The sequence below is a fragment of the Eubacterium sp. 1001713B170207_170306_E7 genome (genome assembly GCF_015547515.1).
Classification (GTDB): Bacteria; Bacillota; Clostridia; order Eubacteriales; family Eubacteriaceae; genus Eubacterium.
This window is the reverse complement of the sequence record NZ_JADMVE010000001.1, coordinates 669,704-693,477: the sequence shown is the minus strand read 5'-3', so window position 1 is coordinate 693,477 and position 23,774 is coordinate 669,704. Positions and strand designations below refer to the sequence as shown.

The following is a 23,774-nucleotide window of genomic DNA, read 5'->3' as shown; positions in this document are numbered from 1 at the left end:
CCCTATTATACAAAAACAACCTGAATTAAAACCATATACAATACAGTTCCCACACCGATGCTAATAAGATTATTCCGCTTCCAGACATGCAGGGCCACCACAGCCGCCATGGCAATAAATTCCGGCAGGCCAAAGGGCCAGGCCGTCAGGGCGACATTGCGGTAGCAATATACCACCAGAATCGCAATGACCGCCGGGGGCAGAATCCTGCCAAGGTACAGCACCCACTCCGGCGGGTCCTTACGCCCAAACAGCGCAAAGGGCAGTACTCTGGTGATAAAGGTGCAGACTGCCACCACGGCCACGATCAAAAAAGCCTGTGAGGTCCCGATCATTGTACGCCCTCCTGTTCTTCTTCCGCCTGGCCGGCTTCCCCGGCTGCGTCTAACCGCGCCTTAAGCAGCATGAGCACGATCACTGCGCTTATAAGCGAGGGCAGGATAAAATTGCCGGGGCCGAAGATCAAAAGGCAGATAACCCCGGCCGCCAGACCCACCAGGGCCGGAAGATGGTTTTTAGCCTCCAGCCACTGCTCCACAAAAATAACAATGAACAGGGCTGTCATGGCAAAGTCGATGCCGGTGGTGTCAAAGGTGATGAGTGCGCCGGCCACCGAGCCCAGCACACTGCCGATGATCCAGTAAATCTGGTCCATCACAGCGATGGCCATGTAATACCGGTTTTCATCCACCCCCGCCGGCGTTTTTGCTGAGCAGAGCAGCGAATAGGTTTCATCAGTCAGTGAAAAGATCATGTACAGGCGCTTTTTCCCCATCTCCTTAAACTTCTGGATAAAAGACAGCCCATAAAAGGAATGGCGGATATTGATGGCAAAGGTCATCATAGCAATGGTGAGCAGGCTCAGCCCGCCGTCAAAAAAGGTTACCAGCACAAACTGCATGGAGCCCGCGTACACCACCGTGCTGATGAGCGCTGCCCAGAGCACACCGTAGCCGGCTTTGCTTAAAAGCAGGCCAAAGGCAATGCCGGTAAACAGGTAGCCAAACAAAACCGGCAGTGTGGTGACAAAGGCGCTTTCCAGTGTTTTCTTCATATGCCCTCCGCATTTCAATGGAATAGAGAAAAACAACGAGACCAACAGGCCCCGTTGTTCAGTGTTTTTTATAGCGCTGCCACAGCGTCTGCCGCGCCGTCCAGCCAGTCTCCCTTAAAGTCCTCGATCTTACCGGCGTCCACCAGTGCGGCGGTTTCCGGGTCGATCGGCAGCTTGGCCAGAACCTTCAGGCCCTTTTCCGCTGCGACTTCGTCAATATGGCTTTCGCCAAAAACAGCAATCTTTTTACCACAGTCCGGGCATTCCACATAGCTCATGTTTTCGACAACGCCTAGAATCGGGATGTTCATCATGTTTGCCATGTTTACAGCCTTTTCAACAATCATGGATACCAGCTCCTGGGGAGAGGTCACAATGATAATCCCGTTGATGGGCAGTGACTGGAACACTGTCAGCGGCACGTCACCGGTTCCCGGCGGCATATCCACAAACAGATAGTCCTCATATTCCCAGATAACATCGCTCCAGAACTGCTTTACCGCGCCGGCGATGACCGGGCCTCTCCAGACAACCGGATCGGTGTCGTTTTCCAAAAGCAGGTTCATGGACATTAAATCAATGCCGGTCTTTGTCTTAACCGGATAAATGCCTTTATCGCTTCCCTGGGCCTTCTGGGTAATCCCAAACGCCTTTGGGATGGACGGGCCTGTGATATCGGCATCCAGAATGCCGGTGGATAAGCCCTTGCGTCTGAGCAGTACCGCCAGTGTGGAGGTTACGAGGGATTTACCAACGCCGCCCTTGCCACTGACCACGCCAATTACTTTTTTAACCTGACTCCAGGGGTGCGCCTTGACTGAAAAGTCCGGTGCGCCGCCCTCACGCTCGTCACAGTCTGAGCCGCAGGTGCTGCAGTCATGGGTGCAGTTTTCTTCATCAACCATTTCATTCACTCCTTCAAACAAAATCTTATAAAATGACATCGCCGCCAGAAAGAGCTTCCTGACGGCAATGGTTAAACTCATTTGAGCCTTATTATAACATATCTTTTTGCTTTTGTTAACTACTTTTTGGGCATTTGCCCAAATCAATGCAAATACCGGTTCCCCTCTGGGCCGATGTAATCCGCACTGCCAAAGCCAAGAATCAGAATAAAAACCGGCCGCAGCAGCAGCAGGCCAATGGTAAAGCCCACGCCCTGCCCGAAGGACTGCGCCAGCTTACAGCTGATGCCAATGTATAAGACTACTGACACAAGGCTCATGACGCCGGCAATTAAGGTAAGAATGCCCATATCGCTGCCGCCGAGCCATCTGCTCAGCACCACACAAATAAGATTAACCCAGAAAAGCATTGTATTCCACGAAAATTTGTACACGGTGTACTCATTATAGAAAGGAATAAAGGACTTCCAGCCCGGTTCGCCGGCCTTCTCGAACATCTTCCATCCCGCTGCCAAAATCAAAATATACCAGAACAGCATTAAAAGTGGCATTATCGTCATCATTGCCATCGCTCCCTCCGTTTTCTAAATCGTTTGTTTCCAGTGCTCTTACAGCATTTTACTTCTTTTTGGCGGATACCAGCAGCATCATGGGCCGCCGCATTTCATCCTTCATTCCAGGTAAATCAAGCATTTCTGCCGGAGGCTGGGGTTCGACAATGCGCTGCAGCTCAAAGCCATTTTTAAGTAGTGTGTCGAGATAGGTGGTGAGGGTTCTATGATACTTAATCACCGCTTCGCCCAGGAAAACAGCTTTTCTTTTGCCTTCGTAATAATAATGGTCTACGGGAAAATGCAGAATCTCACCCGCGTCGTCGTAATACCAGTCCTGCGTGCCGTAGGCGGTAAACACCGGATGCTCAACCGAAAAAACAAACTCGCCGCCCGGCGCAGTCCACTGGCTGATCCTTGCCGCCAGCGTCGAAAAATCCCGGATATAATGAAACGCCAGCGAGCTGATCACCACATCAAAGGCACTGTCCGCAAAATCCAGATCCTCCATGGCGCTCTGCCGGTAGCTGATTCTTTCATGGCTGTTCTTTTCCCGCGCGGCCTCCAGCATTTTTTCGGAAATATCCACCCCCAGCACGCTGGCCGCGCCATGCTCTGCCGCGTACAGACAGTGCCAGCCATAGCCGCAGCCCAAGTCTAGCACACGCTTGTTATCAAAATCCGGCAAAAGCTTTTGCAACTCAGACCACTCCCCGGCTCCCGACAGCCCCTGCTGTGAACGGCTCATTTCACTGTATTTTTTAAAGAACACGTCGTCGTCGTATTTGTTTTCCTTCACCGCGTTTACTCCTTATACTTACAGACATCTACCCAGCTCATGGCGCCAGAGTACTGGAACAGGTCGTCACAGGAAAGCTCAATCATGGAATTACTGCTGCCAGCCGCTGGAAATACCGTGTCAAAACGCTTGAGCGAGTCGTCCAGATAAACCTCCACATCCGGGTTTTTAATGCCAAAGGGGCACACGCCGCCGACCGCATGGCCTGTAAATTCCAGAACCTCATCCGGCGACAGCATTTTGGCCTTGATGCCAAATTCTTCCTTGAATTTTTTATTGTCAATCCTGGTGTCCCCTGCTGCCACCACGAGAACACACTCGTCATATCGCTTAAAGGACAGTGTTTTTGCGATGCGGGCCGGGATCACACCTACCGCCTGCGCGGCCAGCTCTACCGTCGCGGTTGAATCGGTCAGCTCTTTTACCTGATCCTCCATGCCGTACTGTTTAAAATATGCCTTTACCTTATCTACTGCCATTTTCTTTACTCCAATCCTTATAATACCTTACCAGTTTACCGCGAATTTACCGCAAATGCAAGCGGTATCATGGCATTGCGCATAAAAAAACAGCACGGATTTATTGTCCGCGCTGTCTTTGGGCTGCTTTTATTTATTTTGTAAACTCAGAGAGCTTGTCAAAGACCCCGGTCAGGGCAAAGTAAGCTTCGTCAAAGATCGGCTTCATGGCGCTGTACACTGGCTGATTGTCGGTGTTCGGCGTTTTGGTTTCCTCAATTTTCAGGAATTTGTCAATGACGTCAAAGTTCTCAAAAACGCCGACGCCCACACCGGCAGTGATGGCCGCACCCATGGAGGTGGCTTCCTCCAGATAGTTTGGCTTCTGGATATTGATATTGTAAACATCGGCTAAAATCTGGAGCCAGGCGTCGCTCTGAGCGCCGCCGCCAATGACGATCATGTCGTCAATTTTGACACCCTTGCCCTTAAAGACATCCATGACCACGCCCAGGTTAAAGGCTACCCCTTCCTGTACCGCGCGCACCATATCCTTCTTTTCAGTTTCCATTTTAATGCCGATGAAGGCGCCCTTCGCCTTTGGATTCCAGCGCGGGCTTCGCTCACCGATCAGGTATGGCAAGAACAGCAGACCGTTGGCCCCTGGCTTAGAATCGCCGATTTCCTGATCCAGAAGGTCATACTTGCTGACGCCCTGCTGTTCGCCCAGCAGGCTTTCGTACTTGCACAGCTCCTTTGTAAACCAGCTATAGGAGCCGCCGCCGCACTGCATGGTTCCGGTTGGCAGCACATAGCCTGGCACAATGTGCGCCCAGGTAAAGGTGCGCATTTCCTCGTCATAGATTGGCTTTTCGGTGGTGATGGAAATCCATGAGGAGGTTCCCATACAGCTGTGGGCAATGCCCTCTCTGGTACAGCCGGTGCCGACAGCCGCGCAGACGCCGTCGCCGCCGCCGCAGACAACAGGAATCCCGGCGGCCAGTCCGCAGGCCTGGGCGGCTTCAGCCGTCACGGTTCCGGCAATATCGGTGGATTTTAACAATGCCGGCATTTTTTCGCGGTCGATCCCCATGACTTCCAAAAGGCGGTCGGACCATTCCAGCTTATTTAAGTCCAGCAAGTTGGTGGAGGAAGCGTCCGTATACTCGGTGACAAACTCCCCGGTAAGTTTCAGGATAATATAATCCTTGCAGTTGAGCATTTTATAGGTATTTTCATAGATTTCCGGCTCATTGTTTTTAACCCACATCAGCTTCTGGCCGCCGTAGGACGGGCTGATCTTATGGCCTGTGAGGTGATAAAAATCTTCCTCGCTGATGCGTTCACGGATCATTTCCTCTTCCTTTGTGGCGCGCATGTCCGCCCAGATCAATGCGTTTCTGAGGGCCTTACCCTCTTTATCCACACAGATGCACCCCATCATCTGGCCGCTGAAGGATATGGCGGCAATGTCGTTCACGTCGATGTCCTGCACCAGCTCTTTGGTGGAGACACAGACCGCGTTCCAGAAATCCTCTGGCCGCTGCTCAACCCAGTTGTTGTTGCTGACAAGCATATCATAACTTTGAACACAGCTTTTGACCAGTTCCCCTTCTGTGCTGTACAGCGTCGCCTTGTTTCCGGATGTTCCCAAATCGTGTGCCAGTAAATATTTTTTCATTTTAACCTCTCCTCAAAAATGATTTTTATAATGTTTTTGCGTAAGCTTCTGTAATTTCAATGCTGCTGCTGCTGCCAATCCGTTCCGCACCGGCTTCGATCATGGCCAGGCAGGTTTCAAGATCGCGGATACCGCCGGCCGCCTTGACTTTCACGTCATCGCCCACAACGGACTTCATAAGCTTTACATCCTCCACGGTGGCTCCGCCAGTACCAAAGCCTGTCGAGGTTTTGATAAAGTCCGGCTTCACTTCCCTTGCGATCTCAGCAACCTTTACAATCTCGTCCTTTGTCAGGTAGCAGTTTTCAAAGATCACCTTTGACAGCACACCGTGTTTGCGGCAGACGGCGACAATGGCTTCCATTTCACGCTTGATATAATCATAATTCTTATTTTTCAGTTCGACAATGTTGATGACATAATCAATTTCATCCGCGCCGTTTTCAATGGCGTTTTCAGTCTCAAAAACCTTGGCTTCAATGGTTGTCTGCCCGAGGGGAAAGCTGATGGCCGCCCCCACATGCACGGGAGAATCCTTCAGGTACTTTTTGCACAACGCAACCGGGGCCGAGTTGATGGCCACCATCTTAAAGCCATATTTATCGGCATCGTCACACAGCTTTTTAAAATCCTCATCGGTAACAAAGGCCTTTAAAAGTGTGTGATCAAAATAGCCTGCCAGTTCTTTAACAGTTAGTGTTTTCATGTAAATCCTCGCTTCATTTATTGTTCTTATGTATTTACATAATAACATCATATTGTACAAGTGTCAAGCGCAAAAAAGAAAAAACCAGCGGATGCTGGTCTTTTTTAAGCTTAATTCCGTTTTAATCTGAAGGTAAAATGACTCCGGTCACCGCGGTAATGCGCTTTGGAGTATTCCACTGCCGTCTCATCGGTCAGGTAGGCGATGGTCTGAATATACTGGATTGCGGAGCCCTTGCTGATCCCCAGGATTTTAGCGGTCGCACTGTCCGCCAGAATGGCCTCAAGCCGCCTGGTGGCATAGTCGATGGTCATGTTCAGCTCGGTTTCCATCACATGATACATGGACACCCGGGTAAAATCCTTTTCCAGCATTTCACTGCACAGGCGGCACGGCAGATGGCTGACCACATGGACGATGGGCTCGTCATTGGCGTAGCGCAGACGTTCAAGCCGTACAACCTCTGTTCCCACCTCCAGCTGCAGGGCGCGCCCCACCTCTTCGTCACAGGCCACCACCTCCAGACCAAGCACTTCGGTTTTAGGCGTCAGGCCTTTCTCCTGCATTTCCTCGTTAAAGCTCTGGATCGATTCCAGAAAATTCTGATGGATTTTCGGCCGGGTCACAAAGGTGCCCTTGCTCTTTTTGCGGTAGAGTCTTCCCTCCACCACCAGTGAATTGATGGCCTGGCGCACCGTTGGCCGGCTGATGCCAAAGGCCTCGCTGATCTCCATTTCTGTTGGAATGGGTTCTTCGTAATTGGTATGTTCCTTTTCGATGTACGCTTCCAGTAGTGTTTTGAGCTGGTAATAAAGCGGCACCGGTATATTTTTATCGAGTTGATGATCAAATAATCCCATAATCTAATCGCCTTTCTTATGTCATTACCACCTAGTATAGCGCATTTTTTACAAAATGTCCATATGTCATGACATTGTCTGTCCATAAAAGAAAGCCCGGATGATGATCCGGGCTTTGGCTGTGCCGCTTATTTTTCAAGAATCTTCTTCAGGTCTTCTTCCGGCGTGGAGATGGGTGTCAGGCCAAAACGTTGGACCAGCACATTTAAAACATTGGGCGAAACAAAGGCAGGAAGTGTTGGTCCAAGATAGATATTTTTAATGCCGAGGGACAGCAGCGTCAGAAGAATACAGACTGCCTTCTGCTCGTACCAGGACAGCACAAGCGTGAGCGGAAGCTCATTGACCGTACAGTCAAAGGCATCCGCCAAAGCCAGCGCGATCTGGATGGCAGAGTAAGCGTCGTTGCACTGTCCAACATCCATGATTCTTGGCAGTCCATCAATCGTTCCAAGGTCTAAATCGTTAAACCGGTATTTGCCGCAGGCCAGCGTCAGGATAATGGAATCCTCCGGAGTCTGTTTAACAAACTCTGTATAATAGTTACGTCCCGGCTTCGCACCGTCACAGCCGCCAACTAGGAAGAAATGAGAAATATCGCCGCCCTTTACAGCTTCTACCACCTTGTCGGCCACAGACAGCACCGTTCCCCTCGCAAAACCCGTGGTCAATACCGAGCCGCCGTTGATACCGGTCATCTTATGATCCTCCGGATAGCCGCCCAGCTCCAGTGCTTTTTCGATAACAGGGGTAAAGTCCTTGTCTGGTCCGATGTGTACCATTTCAGGGTATGAGACCACCTCGGTGGTGAAAACACGGTCGCTGTAGGAATCTTTGACAGGCATCAGACAGTTGGTGGTGTAGAGTATGGGTGCCGGCACACCGTCGAATTCCTTTTGCTGGTTCTGCCACGCGGTACCAAAGTTTCCCTTGAGGTGCGGATAAGCCTTCAGCTTCGGATAGGCATGGGTGGGCAGCATCTCGCCGTGAGTATAAATGTTGATCCCTTTGTCCTTTGTCTGTTCCAGAAGAAGATAAAGGTCATGCAGGTCATGCCCTGTGATGATGATAAATGGCCCCTTCTCAATGGTCATGGAAACCTCGGTCGGCTCAGGCATTCCGTAGGTTTCAGTGTTAGCTTTGTCCAGCATGGCCATACACTGCAGGTTGACATTGCCGGTATCCATGACCAGCGCCAGCAGGGTATCCATATCCTCTTCGCCGCCAATGGCGCGCAGCGCGGTCAGGAAAAAGGCGTTGACATCCTCATTGTGGCAGCCCAGCACATCGGCATGGTAGGCATAGGCTGCCATGCCGCGCAGGCCAAACAGGATCAGCGATTTTAAGGAGCGGATATCTTCATTGGCGTTCCAGAGCTCCCGCATGTCAAAATCACGTACTTCGCCGCCGATGGCCTTTTGCAGGTTATGCAGCGCGGTCACCTGTTCTTTAGTGGAAGGGTCATTAAAATTGACATTGGTCACCGTGGTAAATAATCCCTTCATCACCAGCCTGCTGACTTCATCGTTGGGCACTTCTTCCTTTTCCATCACACGCGCCAGACCGATCATCGCGCCTGTCAGCTCATCCTGCAGCTGTGCGGTGTGGTCCTTCTTGCCACACACACCCTGGTGCTTGGTGCAGCCCTTTCCTAAAGCAGTCTGTTCACACTGAAAACAAAACATTGACATTTGTATGCCTCCTTGATAACTTATTTCTTTCACTTGTTATCAAGTATACCCACCTTCACCGAAAAAGTATGTTGCATATATCACAGTCATGTGAAAAACGAGATTTCTTAAGGGTTTTTTCGATATTTTGTTTTCAACTTTTCTTTTTTATATTTTAAAATTTACTAACTTAGGCTGAACGCTTTATGCAATATCAAGTCTTTTCTGCCCAAAATTTCTGCCCAATTTTTTATTTAATTTATTCTAACATCTTTTTCCGTTTTTATCAAACAAATGACAACAGGTTACTGCTTTCTGGATTGTCCGGAACCTGCATCGCTTTTTCAATCGTTGATGCCAGTGGAATCATATCGTATACTTCTAAATGCGAATAGATATCTGCTGTTGTTGCGATATTACTGTGTCCAAGCCATTCCTGTATATATTTCATCTGGACACCTTTTCTTAGAAGAATACTTGCACAGCTATGTCTGAGATCATGAAACCTTATACGCCGTAATCCATGCTTCTTTAAAAGTTTTCCAAAAGATGTCGTAAGCCAGTTTGGAGTATACAATCTTCCTACTTCATTTACGCATATATATCCTTCCGTATCTTCATAAGCATTACCACACACCAGGCGGTTATTCAACTGGATTGCTTTTAGCTTGATCAGCTTACCCTTTACCGGATCAATCAAAGGAAGTGTCCTTCTGCTGCTAATCGTTTTTGTCCTGTTTTCCTTGACATAGATATAACTTGACTCACTATATACCGGAACAATCGTATGGTTAATATTAATTAAGTTATTCTCAAAGTCAACCGCACTCCATTTTAACCCTATAATTTCTGATCTTCTCAGGCCATAAAATGCACCTAATAATATCGGTATCTCCAGTAATGTACCTTCACTTACTTTGAATAATTTTTCAAGTTCAAGCTCGTTATAACAGCTGTGTGGTTCAATTGCTTTTCTAACAACAGGTCTATATACCAGACGAAGCGGGTTAGCCAAAATCAACTCAGAACGAACTGCGTAATTTAGTGCGGTATTCATCAATTCATGATAACACTTTATTGTACAAGGCTTCAATTTTTCATTTTCTAAATAAATATAAAACTCCTGCACATGTGCAGCTTTTAAGGAACCCAGCTTCAGCTTTCGCTCATCAAAATAAGGAGCAATTTTTCTTTCGATCCTAGTTTTATACGAGTGATAAGTTGTCACCGCTATTGCCGATTTTCTGTATTCCAGCCACTTTTTTAAATAGTCACCAAAAAGCATCTCTGTATTAAGATCATTCGCCGCATTCGGAATAATGTATTTACTTCTTACTTCCAGTAGCTTCTTTTCTGCCTTTTTCTTATTCCCCTTTACTCTTAAACCAGTTGGTATCCACTTTCTGATCCTTTTACCTGGTCGCTCATAATAACTAATAACACAATAATACAATCCGTTTTTTTCTTCTAAATGTCCTGCTACCATGAAATTACCTCCAACTCATGGACAAACAGATACTTGTTAATATCTAAAATTTTATATGAATATGGTCTATTTGTCTATGCATTTTCTTCATTTTCTAAGATATATTTTATAACATATATTTTTGGCACCAAGTATCCCTTGCCAATTTTTTTACCTGGAATCCTGCCCGTTCTTATTAATTTACATACATATTGTCTGCTTACATTATGAAGCATTTTTTGTATATCTTTAACATCTACAACATCATCCAGATCTTTAAACATTTTACTTTGGACTTTCGTATCCTCACAAGTTTGTCTATTATTATTTTGATTCATAACTTTTACCTTACTCATAACCAACCAATTTCAAACCATTACCAGTTGAGGAAAAATGCAAAGGCATCATTGTATTTGCAACAAAGGAATATAGATCGACATTATTTTCTTTACAATATTTGGTCAATTGGCTATTTCCTTCGTTATTCTCTGTGATATTGGCAACGAGAAACTTCGGATGTTTCCGCATTAAATCGCTGCAGAAATAGGCATTTTCACCACTTTTAGCTGCAACTATCCCTGTAATACTTGAATACTTTAAGTCATCAGATAAAAGCATTTTCGCTGCATTTTCGGGCATTTGGTCCCCCTGGTAAATTAAGCGGTCGGTGCCATGAACAACCATATACGCTATATTATCTTCTGTTATATCGATGGGTTTTATGACCACATCATCCATTTCATATTGCTCATCATTTGTGATCGAAATCTCATGAGCTGAAATTAAAGCTGAAACATCATCATATGCGGCAAGACCACAGCTGACGGGAAAAAAGCATTTTTCGACTGGGCAAGTGTCTAGCAAGGATGTCAAACCGCCTACATGGTTCGTATCCAGACTGGTTAGTAAAAGAATATCTATTTTTCTTCCCTGTATGTAATCCTGCAAAAAAGGATTCTCACCAGTCCCAGTGTCGATAACCGCGATTCCTCCGTTTGAAGTTTCGATAACGGACGCCATGCCTTCGCCGCTATTAATAAAAGTAAAGGTCACATTTCCCTGAACTTCAGTCGTAATTGCTTCCTTACTCGTGTCTTCAAAATGATCAGAGTCCTCATTTTTTAGCAAAGCACTCGTTACAAGTGTGGAAAATATGACGATTAAGCCAATGATGCTATACACAATTATTGCTTTTTTATCATTCATTTTGGGCCTCGTATAATATCGTTCTTCTAAGCTTATCAATAATGATCTGGTCTTTTGGTGTTAAAAAGCCTTCCTTATTTTTTTTATTCAATGCCGTGTTCATGAGCTTCAGATCCACGCTCTCTTGAACCGAATGTGTCACTTTCATATAGTGTGTATTTATAATCTTAGTAAGCTGTTCTTTGTAGTCTCGCTTATTAAAAACATCAATGCCACGCTCTTTTATCTCTGCCAAAGTGCCAGACAGATCTTTATCATTGGAGCTTGGCAGATAGACAACTGGTATGGTACCGCAAAAAGTGTGCAGATTGATTAAGCTGTTGATTAACTCCTCCTGGGTGTCATGAACGACCATTATATCCAAAATCAAGTATTCAAGGTTCACATATGTGTTTGCTTCATCTAAAAAGCCTCGTACCGAAAACTCAGATGCAATTTTGCAATCAACCTTATCAAAGTCACTGAGGAAGTCCATATCATGAGCATTTTTCTTATTTCCACAAATATATAGGATCATTTTTACCCCCTCATCGCAAAAACAGTACCGCTAAAAGTAAAATCAAGTCTACTAACGCTATTACTGAGCCACCATAAACTAAAATTTGCTTCCAGCCCTCTTTGCGGATCGTTTCAGCAGCTTCTTCTTTAATTCGGTTCGACACAGCTTCCATTTCTTTGTTTTGGTTTTTGATATCCGATAGTACCTCTTTAAAATCCATTTTGTTTTCTTTCATATTTTCTTTAATCACACTAAATGTATCATTGATTGCTTGAATGGATTTTTCAACCTCAAACTCAGGAAGCGACTCATTCAAATCTTTTATATCCTGATGTAAAACTTTACAGGCATCAATATTTTTTTCCAGATTTTCATCCACTTTCTCTAACAACATCATCTGTTTGACTGAAAAACTCTGATTATTTTCCATTTTCTCCTTTTTTTCCTCCTGTTCTTCCTCAACGACTTTATCCTCGAAGTTCACTAAATTTACCAAAAAATTTTTGACATTGTTATTCATCTCTTTGTAAAGTGAGTATTTTTTTTGCCGGATCTTTTGTTCTTCTTCCTGATCTGCTGACTCTTCAAGGTTTAAGTTCTCATTATTCTTTAGTAGCAAATACAAATTTCTCATAAGTTTTTTACTATTTTCAACAACTATATCCATTATTATCTCCTAATTAATATCCATGGCCTTCACCAAGTCCATCCAGGTTGTTTCCATATCTGTTTTTTGCATAATGAAGTGCTGACAGCAGGTTGTCATAACCATCAAAAATGTTATCATGGCCATCGTGCTTATTTCCGTTGAAGGTTCCTGGAATAGTCTGCATCAGACCGTGGCCAACGTTTGTATTTCCACAGCTGTCGCCAGCACTATTCGGACACCAGGGGCAGATGCCATTATTAAATGGAATTGAGGTTCCACTGTTTACATCGCTAATGCCTTGTACAGCCAATGGATTTCCGCCAGATTCTGTTTCGATCTGCCTTAGTACCTTTTCAACCATTTCATTGTCCGTGCTGAGGCCATTCGCAGCCAGTGCCTTGATAACCGTTTGTCTCCAGGACTCAACATCACCTGAGGTTCCATTATTCGCAGGGTTAATTAATGGCCAGGGATTAACGGTAACATTTTCGGAAGTATCGAAAATGTCCCGATAAGCTGTATTGTTGGCATCTGTTTTATGAGATCCAAAATGTAAATGGGCTGCATAATTACCCAGGCCATCACCAGAATACCCCACCACCTGTCCCTTCGTGACGTGATCACCAGCCTTAACGGTGATACTGTTCTGTGAATTCATGTGTCCATAGAAAAACCAGTATCCAGATCCATCACCGGCGAGTATCCCTACGGCATATTGGTAGCCGCCGGTATAACCAGCCAGAGTGACTGTACCATCGCAGACAGCATATAATTCTGATCCCAGCGGACAGGACAGGTCAATGCCATCATGAAATTCCATGCCATGGTATTCACAGTTTCTTTTCCCCCATCCGCTGTGAAAAACGTATGGATCGATCACGGCATAGGTTTCTGGGTCAAGACCCGCTGTGCCATCGGATATACCATAGTCCGTACTGCAAGGATAGCCATAAACGCCACCGCCGTTTCCGCTGTTTTTAGGCGTCAGCATTGATACAAAACCTACAAATAAAATGAACCCGACAAGTAATTCAATGATTACCTCTCGGGTTCTTCTGTTCTTCAGGAGAGCTAAGGCCGCTTTTATTGCAATGGACAAAAGATTACCTCCCGCCTTTATCTCCGAAATAATTCAATTTGAAATCGTCAATTTTAATGCTTAAATCCAAACGTCTGCTGCCGATCATAAACAGAGCACGCCCTCTTGTTTTCTGCTCGATGAGCTCTCGTTCTGCCTCTTTGAGTCGGTATAACCTGGCAACATCAACCAAATCCTGACCGTCCATCCCAAGAATCAGTTTGTAGGTTGGCTGATTTAGAATGGCCGATCCATATTGCTTGATGGCCGGATCGACAAAATCGTTGACCTGTTGGCTGGCCACCCAGATTGCTGCTTCATATTTTCTTGCGCGTCTTTCCTGTTGGCTGAGGGTTTTCATCGGCTGCGGGACATCTTTATCAATGATCATATGCGCTTCTTCGTAAACAATGATGGATCTCTCTTTATTCGACCGCGTTGCTCGTTGCCATGCAAGGTTCTGCAATAGAAAATACTGAGCAGATTTGATGTTGTCTGGCCTGGAATTCAAGCCGAAGGTATCAACGCAAACCACATCAGCGTTGATCTCCAGTGTCGTATAACTGCCCCATAGAAAGCTGTCCGATCCAATGGAGATATCCCTCAGTAAAAGCGCCAGATCTGCATATTCCTTGCTAAGACCCATATTGTCACGATCTTCCGCTTCTCTGGATTTATCGATCAAGTGCTGATGGAGGTCTTTAAAAAGCGGAAAATCCGTATTTTTTAATTTTGAGACATCGGTGTCCCAGGTGATGTTAAATTTGAAGTAAAGCTCTTCTATTTCCTGTTTCAGCAATGCCATCTGATATTGTGTGATTTCTTTCAGATAGAGACTTAAAAATACTTCCAGGAGCTTCATATGATTTTCCAGGTCATTAGCGATGGTTTCAGAATCATCGTCATACTCATCACCATCTTCATCAACCTTACTGAGATACTTAGTGTTTCCAATGACCTGCAGGGGGTTAATCACCTTTCCATTTCCCCCGGAAGCATTCAGCCACTCTCCGTTTAGATTCAACGTCAATTCTTTGTACTCTCCTTCCGGATCAACAAAAAAGATTGATGCGCCTAATGCTCTCTCCATAATGGCCATAGCTTTGATCGTTGCCGACTTGCCCATACCAGCGTTACCGGCTATGACATAATTTGAATTGGTTCGATCCCTTCCCCGATACCAGCTGTTAAGATAAACCGTTCCGCCAAGGCCGTCATGACCGCGGTAAAAACCAGAATGATCGTTAAAACCAGAAGAGGCAAAAGGGAAACCGCCGACAAAGGATGAAATGGGCATCATCCTACCGGTTTGCCGATGGACGTTATTTTCTTCGGTGTAAGTCGGAAGCACGAACTTAACGCCTTCCTTTTGTTCACTCGCCAGCTTTCGACATTTACAGTTCGCGATCGACGAAGCATTTTCGACATTCTTACAAATCTTATCGAATGATTTTTCATTTTCTGCAAGCGGCATGAGCACAAAGCACATTCTTCCGACAACTTCGCCGTTTTGATCAATGCGGCGCATGGCTTCCTCTGCATTCCGAATGCTCTGCTCCGCGCGCTGCCGTTCCAGTTCATCTTTTTTTCCATCATTTGCGTCCATCCGGTAATTTCTTATGTTATTATTCAGACTTTTCAACACTTCATCCGTGTTAAGCGGCGTAAAATGAATGGCTGCCACTGTTCCATGGATATTTGTCAATCGGCGCAGCCATCCATACTCTGCAAACTGCGGATAACGAATTACACCATAACAGCGTGCTAGATTATCACCAATGACAGCGTTAATACGATTGAACGTAATCCCTACCGGTGCGATAATACTCTTAAGTTCCTGATTTTCTGGAATGACCGCTTTACTCTTCTTTTTTTCTTTCTTTTCTTCAATAATTGGTCTTCCGTGAATATCCTTCTTTATCTCTTTCTGTTTTCTCCTAAACATTTACACATCGCCTCCATACTGCTTGATTAAAAAGGAAAAATTGATTTCCGGTTTTAAATCTTCGGGAACAGCATATTGTGGATTAGCAACCATTTCAATAAACTCAACGATTTCAGGCTGGGAAATGATCTTTGCCTTTATGCCACAGTTATCAAGCTTATCCCGTAAGCTTTCAACGCGTTTTTTGAATTCCTCATCCGTTTCCCGATCTGCCCATAAGTGAAAATAATACTTACGCGTTGGCATTTCAGCATTTTGCACCTGCGTTTGTCTTTGTTGTATTTCGTTTCGCAGAATACTTCGAATCACTGGATCATCCGTTGTCTGAATGATTTTACTATACTGTGCCATGATACTGCGGTTATCTTCCGGTTTACTGAGCGCATAGTATTTAAATGGGTAGCGCAGCTCGGACAACTCGGCAGTCAGGCTTTCTGTGATTCTTTCCATATCTTTATCGTTCAATAGATCAATATTGATGGGTTCTATTTCTATATAACTGCATCTCTTACCATCCTTTGCAAAGAGCAGTTCACGGCGTATATTTTTCGTATTCATAAAATCATTTGCCGTTTCTCCTTTATACATGTTTTCGTCTTCAGCTTTTTCTTTCTTTCTTTTGCGATAAAAAAAGTACAGGAAAAGAAATCCGAAACCAATGATCATTAGATAAATAATGATGTACATTGTTTCACCACCCTACCTTTCAATATCATCGTCCAGTGAATTGTCTTTCGACAGGATATTTGTATCGATCGCTTCAATGTTCTCCAACCCATTGAACATGCTGCTTGCGGCTTCTGATCGAGGGCTTATATCGGCCGTTTCCTGACTATTTTCTTCTGTTTTTTCATCAAGAATCTCATTTGCTTCCTGAGTTTTTCCCTCGGAATCGTCTTCCTGAATAATATTATAAATGCGATCCATGGACGAATCTTCTTTTATCTGTTCGGATGATAGAGCCTTGATATTTTCTAAGGCCGTTCTAATACTGCTGTCCAATTTGTTCAAGCACGAACGCTCCGCTTTAAAATGTGCCGTGATTGCTTTTGAAATAATTCCTGGCCCTTTAATATCCGCTATCGGCTCTTTTCCCACGATCATGCGTCCCGTATTTTTGAGATGCTGACCCGATTGATGGTATTCCTTTGTAATGGCTTTAATCTCTTTTAATGTTTGGTCATTTTCGCGGAGGTTCACTGAAACATGTTTCTGCGCTTTTTCCAGTGCACTGTCGATATGAAGAAAACTCAAGAAGTCTTTCAAGGCTTGCTTACCATGCTGTTTGAAATGATCCAAGGCCTTTCGGCACCCTTCCAGAATGCCCTTTTTCACCTTAATAACATCCTGCTGCATGACAACAACCTGTTCCTCCATATTTCGATTTTCCTGCTGCACCATTTCTTTTTCAGGTGATGGCTGCATCTCCTTAATTTCCTGTCTTAAGCGAATGGTTTCATCGGAAAGCGATTTTACCTGTACCTCCATTGTAGAAACACACGTTAATAGTGCTTCAAATGTTCTTCGGGTCAGTGGATCATTCGCATCCAGAACATCTACGATCGCTTTTACTTCTGGTTCTTCATGTAATTCTTTTTTCTCTACAGGTACGCCTTGAACACTCTTATCAGGAATAAGATCTTGTTGATTTCCAACAGATTCAAGGGATGATTCCTCTGCTTTTTTACCAGTATTACTGGCCACAGCAGTATCTTGAGACCACTGCTGCCCTTTTATCTCTTGAGTTGATATATGAGGATTTTCAGAAATAAGTGCTGCTGAATCCTGGCTGGCAGACATATTATCCTGCATTTCAGGCGCTTTAGCCTCCACTGCATTAATCGATGAGCTCTGTCCATTTTCACTTTGCTCTTTTGTGCGTTCACCCTGAACGGTCTCCTTGGATATAACCGGCGTATGGTCTTCAACGGCTTCGGCCATACCTTTCTCAACTGCTGTAAGATTCATTCTTAAACTTCCTGAATAGCGTGCTGCATTCAACAAAAGTCCCCGTTCCTTGATCGTATTTGTGATATCTTCATTTGCGATCCAATGCCAGGAAATATCTTCCAAATCCTCAGCTTTTTCGGGATAATCTTTATTCGCAAGGGTATCTAATAATGTCAATTCCAAAGGTCTGGTATTTCGTGCTCCTTGATCTGCTAAAGCCAGCTTATTATCGGCATTTCTACAAATTTCCACATAAGCGTTTATTGCTGGTCTGGATAGTGTGAGTATATCCGTATGCTGGTCTTTATCAGGCCATAAATTTTCCTGCGGTCGATTATACACTCCTTCCAGTTCCTTGCTGACCTGCATTTCATTATTTAGAACTTCTGCGAGCCCCTCGTCAATATAATCGCCTATTGATGCTCCATACTGAGAAACCAGTTCATCATTTTGCTTCAGCAAATTGTCTATTTTTTTCAATGATTTCCGGGTATCATCATTCATTTTTTCCACAAGTTTTGCTTTTTCAGATTCAACTTTGCTTCTGTTTACTTGTTCTTCATTATACTGACGCTCCTTTTGCATCTGTATAACTTCCTGTAAAATAACATTTATAATTTGTGCTATTTCCCGTCCTAATTCTGTATCAACTGACATGTTAATCCTCCAATCGTATTAACGTTCAAAACCTTCTTCAATTGTAATTTCTTCGACCATGTATTCCTCAATGGCCTCCTGATTTGAATCTCCGACTTCTCCAATGCCATACTCAACGTCTTCTTCGAGCTCATCCTGAACACTGGCCGCGGTCGGCTGCTTTTTCTTTCTAAGTCCGTTAATGGATTCCTGTGTCCCAACATCTGGATCAATCTCAGTCCGATAATCCGTTATTTCCTCAGAATACGAGCTCTGCTCTTCCTGACGATTGTTATAAAGCACTTCTTCAAATTGCTGCTGTAAAAAAGCGGACAAGTCACTTCGGTTTATATAAAAATCATGGTTTGGAAGCGCCACGGCAATCTTTTCGACAGCATTTACTTGTTCCCAAACTTTGGTATTTTGATTAAAATCATAAATGGCCTGCTCTTCATTTTGAAAATGAATCGCTTCCTCACGGGTTAGCGCACAATAATCATGATGGTCACGAGACAATATCCTGTCAGCCATAAGGGTCAGATTGGTATCCCTCCCTACATGGTACCGCTCCTTGATCTGTTCTCGAAGGGCCTGCTTATACGCAGATTCTTCTTCTCTCGAACCATAATATATTTTGTTTTCAAGAATTAAGACATTTCGTTCATGAATTTCCTGGATTTTTCGGTTAACAGCGTCATCCATCCACAAATCATGATTTTCACCAAGGAATTTCAGTTCAGCATCTGATTGATATAAACGCTCAGGTGTGACCGCTGGATTTAACGTTAATGCTTTTGCCACCTCAGCTTTTCTAGTTTCCAATCGCATTTTTTCAAGCTTAAGCCACTGCAATGATAAAGCTGCCTTATCCTTATCGGGAATATAGTTGGCTGCCTTTAAATTCATGCCAGCGTTAATTGCTGGCCAGCCTTCATTCTCAATTGTTTCAGAGATACTGGTGTTGGGTGCGTTCATCATACTCAAAGTGCGTAAATCGCTTTCCTTTTCCAGATAATCCGTGTTGGCCATCGTGTCCATAACGACAAATTCAAAACGCATTGGTTCCTTTGGGTCTTTAAAGGCTGTTTTTTCCTGTACCTCATCAACCTCTCTACGAAGCCTGCTGTAAATACTCATTTCATTCGTTGTTATCGCATAAGGTCTTTCTTTTTGACTGGCGGACTGAATAAGTCTCGGGTTTGAATCTGACCTTTCTGGTTCCGGCTTTTCCTGAAATTCGTTCTGATTTTCAAAAGTATCGTCCATTCCATAGGTTTCGACAAGAGATTCGCTTTCAGATAAGAACGCTTCAATGCGTGCTTTCATTGCTTGAGTGTCGTTATCCATATGGCTTTTTATTTCTTTTTTTTCGCTTTGCAGCATCGCATTTTCAAGTGCTTCAATATCTTTGATTCGGTTATCTTTATACCGGATCACCTCACCGACAAGTAATGCTGAGATTTCATCGATTCTTTTACTTGCTTTGTTTTCGACGGCCATGTTTATCCTCCAAATCATCCAGATTATCATTAAAAACATACTCGAACTTCTGCTGCTCGCCTGCAAAGCGGAACAAAACCATAAAATAATCAACCATATTCATGTTGAGTTCATTTTCATGGAAAGCAACAGCCAAAACTCCGATGGTAAACAGCCATAATAATATCCCATATGAAAACTCTTTTGTTATCAACCCGACAACTAAACAGACGATAGAAGCAATAACGCCCGAGACAAAAAACCATTTTAGTGATCGGCTGCTGAAGCCTTTAAGTGGTTCATTTTCTACCTTAATTCTTGCCGGAATATACAGTTTCTTTCTATCTTCAATTTTATTTTCCATGTGTCACCTCAAATGTTTATGTGGTAATAATACAGAAGTATCTCACTGATAATAGATAATCCTCCAAGAGCATTCGTAATAACTGCTGCTTTGAAACAATTGCAAATCTGTTTCCAAATTTGTCCATTATCATCTCCTTGTAATCTTTCAATAAATAGATAAACAATTCGCACTAAAATGATCGCGTCAAATAAAATAAGGAGCGCCCCTGTTAAATACATAATCCCATCTTGTACAGTACCATTTCCAAAAAACAACTGACTATTTTTAACTAATTCATAATTTGGATCCAATAACCATCACCTTCTATTTAAAAATATTGATTGCTCGAACAACATTTGCTCCTGTATTTAATGTTGATGATAATCCAGACGCTCCGCCACCACCCCATAACAAGAATTCCTGTAAAATATGCGGTACTGAAAAAGCTGTCCATAAGCAGCAACAAGCCCATATTGTATTTGTCATCGTAATTGTCGTGTTTGCATCGACAATTGGCATCAGGATTAATCCTAATGATAAATGAAGCAATCCAACTTGAATAATAATGGATATTGCTGCCTGGAAAAACTTCTTAATGTAGGGCTTGAAAACACCATAGTCTGAGTCAATTATGCCAACGCAGCTGATTGGAAAACCTATGCGTAGAAAGACTAACTCACAGGAACGCATAATAAATTTAAAATACATGATAATGCACGAAATAATGTACAGAATCAGTAATATCGACGTAAATGGTGCTGAAAAAATATCTGCCATGTTTTTGACTAAATTAAACAAAGTTTCTGTCCAATTGCCAGATAGAAAGCTATCCTGAAAGGCTTGACCCAAACTGCCCATAATCATACCTGAGATAGTGCTCACAGTTCCTGCTACGATTCCGAATAAAACAAAATACAGGATGCTGTTAAAACCGACCGCAACGATAACTGCCTGCAGCATTTTTTTCAATAGAAAAATTGGGTCTTGTGACGGATCATCATCACCAAGGCCATATGTTTTATAGGCTTTATGTACTACTTTAAGTACAATCAATGCAACCGCAATGCCCAAAATCAATCCATATATATTTCCAAACAAGGAATTGATTGAGTCTCCCAGTGAGACTTCCGGGTACATTATGGTTTTTACAAGTCCTACACCAGATGCCAGATCCTTAAAGACTTGTATAATTGAATTTTGGGCATCTCCCGAATTTACAAATTGATTTGTTATGAGTTTTCCTAACCAGTCCAATGTTACTCTTCACCTTCCTTCAAGCTCCAGGAAATCTGTGTCCTGGAGCTATTAACCCTTAATGGAATAATATTATGATGGAATAATAATATTATAGTAGGACAGTATTAATCTCAGTACAACAACCGTTAGCTCTCCAAGAATTAAACTTGCCACAGAAACATAGGCCCTTTTCTCCCATTTTTTCTGATCCATTTCATCTGAATGTGATCTTCTAACCATATAATAGCTAAAAACTAATGCACAAATGACAAAGATAAGCCCCATCAACGCATTCAGAGCGTCATTGGCTAAACGGGATGTTCCTGTCACCAATATGTTTTCGCTAAGCAATTTATTCACCTCCTTTTTTCAGATAATAAAAAAAGTGCCGATTTGGCACTTGATAGAATGGCTCCGGATAAACTTTCATCGCCATTATTTAATCTACATCTGGCGTAATATCACTTACCGGAAAGTAAGCTTTATTCAATTCAGTCCGATAGATTTCATCGACCCGGTACTTTATGGGATCGAAATCTTGTTCACTCATTTCTAGATAGCTGATACTTTTCAGTAATTGAATATTCCTATAAGAATTCCATATTCCCCATGAATTGAGTTCACCAGAAATATCCATGACCCTACGAGCTTGATTGCGGTATTTTCGGAGTTTAATATTATGTTCTTTGTCGCCCATTCCAAACATTGTATTAAAATACCACTCACTTAAGTCAGGAGATTCCATAACGGCCGGTTTTTCGCGGCTTGTAATCAAGAGATACGGTCGGTTTATTTCCTGAAGTTCACTTGTCGTCAATAAATTTCTGGTTACTTTATTGGAAGAATTGGAGCGGCTAAAACTTCTGTTCCCAGCATTTGATGATGCATTATAGACGGTACAGGTATAATTCCCAAGCTTATCCGAAATCGTCTTAAGCGTTTCCGGATCATCACTTCTCAGATATGCCCACGTTTCGCAGTTAGACCGAACTATTCGAGACGTCTCCCGGCTGTACTTTTCGTCGATTTGTGCAAAGTCCTGAAGAAAGAGACCAAAAAGAACGCCTCTTGACCCACCGGCAGTTTCCATATTTGAGAAGGCGCTTAATTTTGCAAAATTGCCGAATTCATCTAAAAGGAATCGGACACGACGTTCTAAGCGTCCCCCTTGCTGATCGGCTTTACGGATCAATCCATCGTAGGCATTAGCGACTACCGCAGTCGCAATTTTATAATAGGTATCCTTCTGATCTGGTAAAATGATAAAAACTGCGGTCTTTTTGTCGCCTAACTCACTCATGGAAAAATCCGAAGTATTGGACATGGCATTCATTTTCCCCGTGGAGAATATTTTAAGTGTTGTCATGGCCGAGACAAGAAAAGAGCTCACTGTTTTTGGTGATCCTGCTCCTGCCTGAATGGTTGCATAAGCCAAGACTGCTTTATGATTTGGATTCTTTCTTTTAAGGTCTTCCATGAAAAGATCCAGGATAGAAATACGGTTTTTATTGATGACGACTTGATTGTTCATTTCCGCAATAAACCGGTAGACATTATAAAGATTCTGGTACTCGGGATGATCCATATTCTCCAAAACCACAGACAGAATGGCCATTTCAATGACCGCTCTCTCCCCGTTTGGCCAGATTGGTTCAGACTTGTCATTGTCTGGTACCAGCATTTTCGCGAAATCCGCTGCACGCTCTTCTGCAGTATCAAAATCGCCGGCCCTTGCAGCCTCAATGACAAATTGAAGTACGTTATATTTGTTGCTCTTTTCCGGTTCTTTATAGTCAAGAACATATACTTCATAACCCAGACGTTCTAAATAAGGGCGCGTGTAGTCTGCCAGTTCTCCTTTCACATCGGTTATCAGCATCGACTCACCGGATAAAGCTAACAAGCCTATGGATTGCAGGACAATACAGCGTGTTTTACCACTTCGCGTTGCGCCTAAGCTTAGAAAGTGAGAATCATGGTCGATTGAATAGATAACTTCTTTTTTGCCCTTAAGTGTCCTCCCGATAACAAGCCCTGCTTCGTCGAATATTTCCTGTATAGCATCTATCTTTTTGATTTTTTCAAAGTCTGGAATCACACCTTTTTCTATTTCTTCAAAATCTTTTTTACCTTCTTTTAGCAACAAACGAATAATTCGACTGCTGGGATCAATTTCATGCGCTCCAAAAGCCTTGCCATAATCCTTTTTACTTAAAAACCAGGCGCTCCCCTGCTGAAATTCCCCAGAAGGAATTGGGATTGATATACGATCCGTCACTTGATACATATCTGATCTAATCTCTGTGTCCATCTTGATAACACATATAATGACAGTCATCAACAAACAGCCTTCTGACAGTAAAAAAAGCATTCCGCAAGGTTCTTTATAAAGAATCTTGTGAATTGCTTCAAAATAAGAAAAATCGGATAATGTGATACTACTTGCTGATCCAGACATCACAATATCAATAAAAGTAACAACCCAGGGCATTGCAAAAGTGCCTAATGCGAAAAATAATATTCCCAGTCGTGCTTTTTCCTTTGCATGGTTTTTCATTTACTCTGTCGCTCCTTAATACGTTATTTTCATACATGATTCAA

General features: G+C 43.5%; 25 protein-coding genes. All 25 read right to left on the bottom strand.

Translation table 11 applies throughout. The annotated features are described in order from the left end of the window. Nucleotides 1-5 precede the first annotated feature (5 nt). A complete protein-coding gene (locus I2B62_RS03440) occupies nt 6-335 on the bottom strand; it encodes a branched-chain amino acid transporter permease (RefSeq protein WP_195267570.1) in 330 nt (109 codons plus the stop codon). Then, nucleotides 332-1,054, bottom strand: a complete 723-nt coding sequence (locus tag I2B62_RS03435) for an AzlC family ABC transporter permease (RefSeq protein ID WP_195267569.1) — start codon at nt 1,052-1,054, stop codon at nt 332-334. The genes I2B62_RS03440 and I2B62_RS03435 overlap by 4 nt, the downstream gene beginning before the upstream one ends. A gap of 68 nt (nt 1,055-1,122) precedes the next feature. Next, nucleotides 1,123-1,959 (bottom strand): Mrp/NBP35 family ATP-binding protein, encoded by an 837-nt coding sequence (locus tag I2B62_RS03430; protein WP_195267568.1) that lies wholly within the window; start codon nt 1,957-1,959, stop codon nt 1,123-1,125. A gap of 143 nt (nt 1,960-2,102) precedes the next feature. Next, a complete protein-coding gene (locus I2B62_RS03425) occupies nt 2,103-2,522 on the bottom strand; it encodes a DUF5684 domain-containing protein (RefSeq protein WP_195267567.1) in 420 nt (139 codons plus the stop codon). A 55-nt stretch (nt 2,523-2,577) separates the two neighbouring features. Then, complete coding sequence (locus I2B62_RS03420; protein ID WP_195267566.1) at nt 2,578-3,309, bottom strand: class I SAM-dependent methyltransferase; 732 nt, start codon at nt 3,307-3,309, stop codon at nt 2,578-2,580. 5 nt (nt 3,310-3,314) lie between these two features. Continuing rightward, nucleotides 3,315-3,788, bottom strand: a complete 474-nt coding sequence (locus tag I2B62_RS03415) for a YbaK/EbsC family protein (protein ID WP_195267565.1) — start codon at nt 3,786-3,788, stop codon at nt 3,315-3,317. A 133-nt stretch (nt 3,789-3,921) separates the two neighbouring features. After that, nucleotides 3,922-5,448 carry a xylulokinase gene (gene xylB / locus I2B62_RS03410; protein ID WP_195267564.1) on the bottom strand — a complete coding sequence of 509 codons (1,527 nt, stop codon included), beginning with the start codon at nt 5,446-5,448 and terminating at the stop codon, nt 3,922-3,924. 25 nt (nt 5,449-5,473) lie between these two features. Further along, on the bottom strand, nt 5,474-6,154 hold the full coding sequence (gene deoC, locus I2B62_RS03405; protein WP_195267563.1) for a deoxyribose-phosphate aldolase: 681 nt from the start codon (nt 6,152-6,154) through the stop codon (nt 5,474-5,476). A 110-nt stretch (nt 6,155-6,264) separates the two neighbouring features. Continuing rightward, the gene (locus tag I2B62_RS03400; RefSeq protein WP_195267562.1) at nt 6,265-7,014 is read right to left on the bottom strand and encodes a GntR family transcriptional regulator; all 750 of its coding nucleotides are present in this window, start codon (nt 7,012-7,014) and stop codon (nt 6,265-6,267) included. A gap of 128 nt (nt 7,015-7,142) precedes the next feature. Then, nucleotides 7,143-8,705: a hydroxylamine reductase gene (hcp, locus tag I2B62_RS03395; RefSeq protein ID WP_347707787.1), complete on the bottom strand. Its 1,563-nt coding sequence runs from the start codon at nt 8,703-8,705 to the stop codon at nt 7,143-7,145. A gap of 265 nt (nt 8,706-8,970) precedes the next feature. Next, entirely contained in the window at nt 8,971-10,170 is a 1,200-nt protein-coding gene (locus tag I2B62_RS03390; RefSeq protein WP_195267561.1) for a tyrosine-type recombinase/integrase, read from the bottom strand. 74 nt (nt 10,171-10,244) lie between these two features. After that, entirely contained in the window at nt 10,245-10,487 is a 243-nt protein-coding gene (locus I2B62_RS03385) for a helix-turn-helix domain-containing protein (protein ID WP_195267560.1), read from the bottom strand. A gap of 10 nt (nt 10,488-10,497) precedes the next feature. Next, the gene (locus I2B62_RS03380) at nt 10,498-11,355 is read right to left on the bottom strand and encodes an MBL fold metallo-hydrolase (protein WP_195267559.1); all 858 of its coding nucleotides are present in this window, start codon (nt 11,353-11,355) and stop codon (nt 10,498-10,500) included. Continuing rightward, on the bottom strand, nt 11,348-11,872 hold the full coding sequence (locus I2B62_RS03375; RefSeq protein ID WP_195267558.1) for a hypothetical protein: 525 nt from the start codon (nt 11,870-11,872) through the stop codon (nt 11,348-11,350). The genes I2B62_RS03380 and I2B62_RS03375 overlap by 8 nt, the downstream gene beginning before the upstream one ends. A gap of 10 nt (nt 11,873-11,882) precedes the next feature. Next, nucleotides 11,883-12,521: a hypothetical protein gene (locus I2B62_RS03370; RefSeq protein WP_195267557.1), complete on the bottom strand. Its 639-nt coding sequence runs from the start codon at nt 12,519-12,521 to the stop codon at nt 11,883-11,885. Between the two features lie 13 nt (nt 12,522-12,534). Further along, complete coding sequence (locus I2B62_RS03365; protein WP_195267556.1) at nt 12,535-13,602, bottom strand: M23 family metallopeptidase; 1,068 nt, start codon at nt 13,600-13,602, stop codon at nt 12,535-12,537. 4 nt (nt 13,603-13,606) lie between these two features. Beyond that, on the bottom strand, nt 13,607-15,526 hold the full coding sequence (locus I2B62_RS03360; RefSeq protein WP_195267555.1) for a hypothetical protein: 1,920 nt from the start codon (nt 15,524-15,526) through the stop codon (nt 13,607-13,609). Next, on the bottom strand, nt 15,527-16,213 hold the full coding sequence (locus I2B62_RS03355; protein WP_195267554.1) for a hypothetical protein: 687 nt from the start codon (nt 16,211-16,213) through the stop codon (nt 15,527-15,529). It abuts the gene before it with no gap. A 12-nt stretch (nt 16,214-16,225) separates the two neighbouring features. Next, on the bottom strand, nt 16,226-18,133 hold the full coding sequence (locus tag I2B62_RS03350) for a DUF6674 family protein (protein ID WP_195267553.1): 1,908 nt from the start codon (nt 18,131-18,133) through the stop codon (nt 16,226-16,228). An 18-nt stretch (nt 18,134-18,151) separates the two neighbouring features. Then, the gene (locus tag I2B62_RS03345; protein WP_195267552.1) at nt 18,152-19,612 is read right to left on the bottom strand and encodes a hypothetical protein; all 1,461 of its coding nucleotides are present in this window, start codon (nt 19,610-19,612) and stop codon (nt 18,152-18,154) included. Beyond that, the gene (locus tag I2B62_RS03340; protein ID WP_195267551.1) at nt 19,587-19,955 is read right to left on the bottom strand and encodes a hypothetical protein; all 369 of its coding nucleotides are present in this window, start codon (nt 19,953-19,955) and stop codon (nt 19,587-19,589) included. Before I2B62_RS03340 ends, I2B62_RS03345 begins: the two co-directional genes overlap by 26 nt. An 8-nt stretch (nt 19,956-19,963) precedes the next feature. Further along, complete coding sequence (locus I2B62_RS03335) at nt 19,964-20,248, bottom strand: hypothetical protein (protein WP_195267550.1); 285 nt, start codon at nt 20,246-20,248, stop codon at nt 19,964-19,966. A 13-nt stretch (nt 20,249-20,261) separates the two neighbouring features. Further along, entirely contained in the window at nt 20,262-21,191 is a 930-nt protein-coding gene (locus I2B62_RS03330) for a conjugal transfer protein TrbL family protein (protein ID WP_195267549.1), read from the bottom strand. Between the two features lie 72 nt (nt 21,192-21,263). Then, nucleotides 21,264-21,524 (bottom strand): hypothetical protein, encoded by a 261-nt coding sequence (locus tag I2B62_RS03325; RefSeq protein ID WP_195267548.1) that lies wholly within the window; start codon nt 21,522-21,524, stop codon nt 21,264-21,266. An 88-nt stretch (nt 21,525-21,612) separates the two neighbouring features. Further along, nucleotides 21,613-23,730, bottom strand: coding sequence for a VirD4-like conjugal transfer protein, CD1115 family (locus I2B62_RS03320; protein WP_195267547.1), 2,118 nt, complete (start codon nt 23,728-23,730; stop codon nt 21,613-21,615). Nucleotides 23,731-23,774: the final 44 nt, after the last annotated feature.

Coding starts and splice junctions, on each gene's coding strand:
- I2B62_RS03440 (WP_195267570.1), bottom strand. CDS start 335: ATGATCGGGACCTCACAGGCTTTTTTGATCGTGGCCGTGGTGGCAGTC.
- I2B62_RS03435 (WP_195267569.1), bottom strand. CDS start 1,054: ATGAAGAAAACACTGGAAAGCGCCTTTGTCACCACACTGCCGGTTTTG.
- I2B62_RS03430 (WP_195267568.1), bottom strand. CDS start 1,959: ATGGTTGATGAAGAAAACTGCACCCATGACTGCAGCACCTGCGGCTCA.
- I2B62_RS03425 (WP_195267567.1), bottom strand. CDS start 2,522: ATGATGACGATAATGCCACTTTTAATGCTGTTCTGGTATATTTTGATT.
- I2B62_RS03415 (WP_195267565.1), bottom strand. CDS start 3,788: ATGGCAGTAGATAAGGTAAAGGCATATTTTAAACAGTACGGCATGGAG.
- xylB (WP_195267564.1), bottom strand. CDS start 5,448: ATGAAAAAATATTTACTGGCACACGATTTGGGAACATCCGGAAACAAG.
- deoC (WP_195267563.1), bottom strand. CDS start 6,154: ATGAAAACACTAACTGTTAAAGAACTGGCAGGCTATTTTGATCACACA.
- I2B62_RS03400 (WP_195267562.1), bottom strand. CDS start 7,014: ATGGGATTATTTGATCATCAACTCGATAAAAATATACCGGTGCCGCTT.
- hcp (WP_347707787.1), bottom strand. CDS start 8,705: ATGTCAATGTTTTGTTTTCAGTGTGAACAGACTGCTTTAGGAAAGGGC.
- I2B62_RS03390 (WP_195267561.1), bottom strand. CDS start 10,170: ATGGTAGCAGGACATTTAGAAGAAAAAAACGGATTGTATTATTGTGTT.
- I2B62_RS03385 (WP_195267560.1), bottom strand. CDS start 10,487: ATGAATCAAAATAATAATAGACAAACTTGTGAGGATACGAAAGTCCAA.
- I2B62_RS03380 (WP_195267559.1), bottom strand. CDS start 11,355: ATGAATGATAAAAAAGCAATAATTGTGTATAGCATCATTGGCTTAATC.
- I2B62_RS03375 (WP_195267558.1), bottom strand. CDS start 11,872: ATGATCCTATATATTTGTGGAAATAAGAAAAATGCTCATGATATGGAC.
- I2B62_RS03370 (WP_195267557.1), bottom strand. CDS start 12,521: ATGGATATAGTTGTTGAAAATAGTAAAAAACTTATGAGAAATTTGTAT.
- I2B62_RS03360 (WP_195267555.1), bottom strand. CDS start 15,526: ATGTTTAGGAGAAAACAGAAAGAGATAAAGAAGGATATTCACGGAAGA.
- I2B62_RS03355 (WP_195267554.1), bottom strand. CDS start 16,213: ATGTACATCATTATTTATCTAATGATCATTGGTTTCGGATTTCTTTTC.
- I2B62_RS03350 (WP_195267553.1), bottom strand. CDS start 18,133: ATGTCAGTTGATACAGAATTAGGACGGGAAATAGCACAAATTATAAAT.
- I2B62_RS03345 (WP_195267552.1), bottom strand. CDS start 19,612: ATGGCCGTCGAAAACAAAGCAAGTAAAAGAATCGATGAAATCTCAGCA.
- I2B62_RS03340 (WP_195267551.1), bottom strand. CDS start 19,955: ATGGAAAATAAAATTGAAGATAGAAAGAAACTGTATATTCCGGCAAGA.
- I2B62_RS03320 (WP_195267547.1), bottom strand. CDS start 23,730: ATGAAAAACCATGCAAAGGAAAAAGCACGACTGGGAATATTATTTTTC.